Source organism: Mesorhizobium sp. M7A.F.Ca.CA.003.01.2.1 (assembly GCF_003998945.1).
In the GTDB taxonomy this organism is placed as follows: domain Bacteria; phylum Pseudomonadota; class Alphaproteobacteria; order Rhizobiales; family Rhizobiaceae; genus Mesorhizobium; species Mesorhizobium ciceri.
Window position 1 is genome coordinate 1 of the sequence record NZ_RZRA01000560.1, and the last position, 3,735, is coordinate 3,735.

At 62.2% G+C, this 3,735-nt stretch carries 2 protein-coding genes and 1 tRNA gene; 1 reads left to right on the top strand and 2 read right to left on the bottom strand.

Annotation, left to right across the window (positions count from 1 at the left end):
- Both EN969_RS21050 and EN969_RS21055 read right to left on the bottom strand, forming a co-directional pair.
- Window positions 1-1,379, bottom strand: a 1,379-nt coding sequence (locus EN969_RS21050) for a mannose-1-phosphate guanylyltransferase/mannose-6-phosphate isomerase (protein ID WP_127419361.1), incomplete at its 3' end; no start/stop codon positions are given.
- An 11-nt stretch (window positions 1,380-1,390) separates the two neighbouring features.
- On the bottom strand, window positions 1,391-2,911 hold the full coding sequence (locus EN969_RS21055) for a phosphomannomutase/phosphoglucomutase (RefSeq protein WP_013532684.1): 1,521 nt from the start codon (window positions 2,909-2,911) through the stop codon (window positions 1,391-1,393).
- Window positions 2,912-3,112: 201 nt separating this feature from the next.
- Between EN969_RS21055 and EN969_RS21060 the strand changes: the two genes are divergently transcribed.
- Window positions 3,113-3,189: transfer RNA gene (locus EN969_RS21060), tRNA-Pro, on the top strand.
- The last annotated feature ends 546 nt before the right edge of the window (window positions 3,190-3,735 follow it).

A 3,735-nucleotide genomic window follows, 5' to 3' on the forward strand; every position in this document is an offset into this window, starting at 1 on the left:
CCGCCCTTGTCGGTGCGGCCCTTGCCGGCCATGAAGGCGATGCCGTGGCTGATCAGCCGGTCGGCCGGACCGTCCCAGCCGCGCGCCCGGGCAACGGCGAAGGCATAGACCTGCCTCGCCGTGGTGCGCATGCGCTTGGGCTTCATCAACGGCGAAGCGTCCAGGCCAAGCGCTTCGTGAAAGCCGCCATGGCGTTCGTCGACGCCCGATGTCGACCACAGCGGCAAGGTCTCCTGAAACAGCCAGTGATGCACGCGCCGCCGCCAGGCGCCGCTTTCGATGACGCGGTCATGCGCCGGCGTGAACCTGGTTTCCAGGCGACCCGATTTTTCGAGCTGCTCGACGATCTTCTTGACGTGTTGGCTGTGGCTGACCGGAGCGACGAAGGTGGCATCCGATGTCGAAACGATGGCGATGTCCTTCATGCCGATCGCCGACAGCAGGCGGCCGTCACTGCGAATGTAGGAATTCTCGCAATCGATGGCGACGACGTCGCCGATGATGACATTGCCCCGGTCGTCGGCGGGGCCGACATCGAGCAGCGACTGCCATGAGCCGAGATCGTTCCAGCGGAAGCCGGCCGGCACCATCGCGATGTCTTTTGCCCGCTCCATGATGGCGTAGTCGATCGAGTTCGACGGAATGGCGGCGTAGAGTTCTAGCGGCATGTAAAGGCCGGACAAATCCGATGTCGCTGCCTTGTACGCTGCTTCGGTGGCCTGCCAGATATCCGGCTGGAACGCTATGAAGGCATCACGCATGGCGCTGGCGCGAAAAAGGAAGATACCGGTGTTCCAGTAGAAATTTCCGGCCTTGAGATAGCTTTGCGCAGTCGCAAGATCCGGCTTTTCGACGAAGCGCGACACGTCGAAGATGCCGCCGCTTTCGGCCGCAACCTCGATATAGCCGTAGCCGGTCTCGGGCTGTGTCGGCCTGATGCCGAACACCACCAGCCGGCCGCTACGCGCTGCCTCGGTGCCGGCTTCGACGCTCTGCCAGAACTGGCGCGGGGTCGATATCTCATGGTCCGACGGCACCACCAGCACCAGGCTGTCGCCGAACTCGGACAGTGTGCGCAGCGTCGCCAGTGCGACGGCGGCGGCTGTGTTGCGCCCGGTCGGCTCGAACAGCGGCCCGCCGCCGGCGAGGTCGAGGCCGGCAAGATCGGCGTGAACGCGGTCGGCATGGCGCTCCGCGGCAATCAGGAAGATCGGCGTTTCGCCTTCCGGCCGGGCCGTCAGCCGGCGCAAGGTCTTGGCCAGCATCGAGCCGTCGCCGGACAGATCGTGGAACTGCTTGGGATTGTCCTCGCGCGACAGCGGCCACAACCGCGAGCCGACCCCGCCGCTCATGACAAAACTGACAATCCGCTCGGTCATTCAACCACCATTCAAAAGGTCTGGTTGTAGGCGCCCACCTCGGGGCTGCGGCGCAGCACGGTGTCGACAGCCTCGAACATCTCCCGTCGACGCTGCGACGACACCGGGCTTTCGACGACCACGACCAGTTCCGGCTTGTTCGACGAGGCGCGCACCAGTCCCCAGGTGCCGTCGTCCGCGACAACGCGCGCACCGTTGACGGTGATGAGGTCGGCGATCTTCTGGCCCGCAAAAACCGTTCCATCCCGCTTCATGGCCTGAAAGTCGGCAACCACCCGCTCGACAACGCCATACTTCACATCGTCCGCGCAGTGCGACGACATGGTCGGCGTGCCGAAGGTCAGCGGCAGCGCGCGGTATAGATCGGCCATCGAACTGCCGGGGCTGCGGTCCAGCATCTGGCAGATGGCAATGGCGGTGACCAGCCCATCGTCATAACCCCGCCCGATCGGCGGGTTGAAGAAGAAATGGCCCGACTTTTCGAAACCGGCGACGGCGCCAAGCTCGGCGACGCGGCGCTTGATGTAGGAGTGGCCGGTCTTCCAGTAGTCGGTGACGGCGCTGTTGGCGCGCAGCACGCTGTCTGTGTTGAACAGGCCGGTCGACTTGACGTCGACGACGAAGGTCGAGCCCGGATGCTGGCTGGAGATATCGCGCGCCAGCATCACACCGACCTTGTCGGCAAAAATCTCATTGCCCTCATTGTCGACGACGCCGCAGCGGTCGCCGTCACCGTCGAAGCCAAGGCCGACATCGGCTCCAGTCTCAAGCACCTTGTCCCTGATGGCATGCAGCATCTGCATATCCTCGGGATTGGGATTGTAGCGCGGAAAGGTGTGGTCGAGTTCGACATCGAGCGGGATGACCTCGCAGCCGATGCGCTGCAGCGCTTGCGGCGCGAAGGCGCCGGCGGTGCCGTTGCCGCAGGCGGCGACCACTTTCAGCTTTCGGGTGATGCGCTTGTCCTCGGTCAGATCGTCGAGATAAGTAGCGCGAAAATCGCGAACGAAATCGTAGGAGCCGCCGCCGACGAGATCGAAATCGCCGGCCAGTACAATCTGCTTCAGCGCGCTCATCTCTTCCGGCCCGAAAGTCAGCGGCCGCGCCGCACCCATCTTGACGCCGGTCCAGCCATTCTCGTTATGCGAGGCGGTGACCATAGCGACCGAAGGCACGTCCAGTGCGAACTGGGCGAAATAGGCCATCGGCGACAACGCCAGTCCGATGTCCCTCACCCGAGCGCCTGCAGCCATCAAACCGGACACCAGCGCCAGCTTGATGCCAAGCGAATAGGAGCGGAAATCGTGCCCGGTGACGATATCGGGACCGGCACCGACACGGCGGATCAGCGTGCCAAGCCCCATTCCGAGCGCCTGGACGCCATTCAGATTGAGCTCCGGCAGTTGCGCGGAGCCGGGATGGCCAAACCACCAGCGCGCATCATATTCTCGAAAGCCGGATGGCTTGATCAGCGCTTCGGTTTCGAACTCGAAACTGTTGGGCCGGGCGTCGCCAACGATGCTGAAGGACAAGACTGGAAAACTCCGAGTGGCGGAAATTACGAGTTGTCGAGGACTGCGGCTTAGCACAGAAGGCTTTAAGCCACGTTTATCCCAGGAGGGAATCCGAGCCTTTCGGGCTATGCTCGACGAAAGCCGATGAAATGCGACAGAAGTGCTGCCATGCCGCTTGCAGGAACGAAGTGTGGCGGCTATAAGCCCGCGGTCTGGTCACGGAGTGTAGCGCAGCCTGGTAGCGCACCTCGTTCGGGACGAGGGGGTCGCAGGTTCAAATCCTGCCACTCCGACCAGAAAAAACAAAGAGTTAGCGCATCCCGACTTCGGCGCTCCACCTGCCCCTCAAGCGAGATTACTCGCGTCTCCCCGCCGGCCGACAGCGATGCCTGTTGCACTGGACAGCAACCAGACGGTCAACCGGCCGCTTTATGCCTTCATACGTGCGCTCGCGGACAGATTCCGGAAAACATCTCAACTGGCACGCGCGTCCGGCTAGCGGAGGCCAAAAAAGCTCAAGATCGCTATCACGATGACCACAGCTCCAACGAGCCAAATGATATTGTTCATGATCTCTCTCCTGTTGCCTGGGGGAAGCCCGCGCCTCTGGCGGAGAACGCGGGCCGACCAGTCTTTGCCGACTGATCCGCAGCAGACACCAAATCGTGATCCCGGCTGCGAGAAATAAAACCATCAGGCACGTCTAATGTTCCGTCGTTGACGAGATCCGGCGATGACCAGTGAACGTTCGGGCCGATGCCGGACCACCGGAACCAAAGTGATCAGGGGCAGTTAATCCAATGAAGGGCTAATTAAGAAAATGGAGAAATTGCAATGAAAAC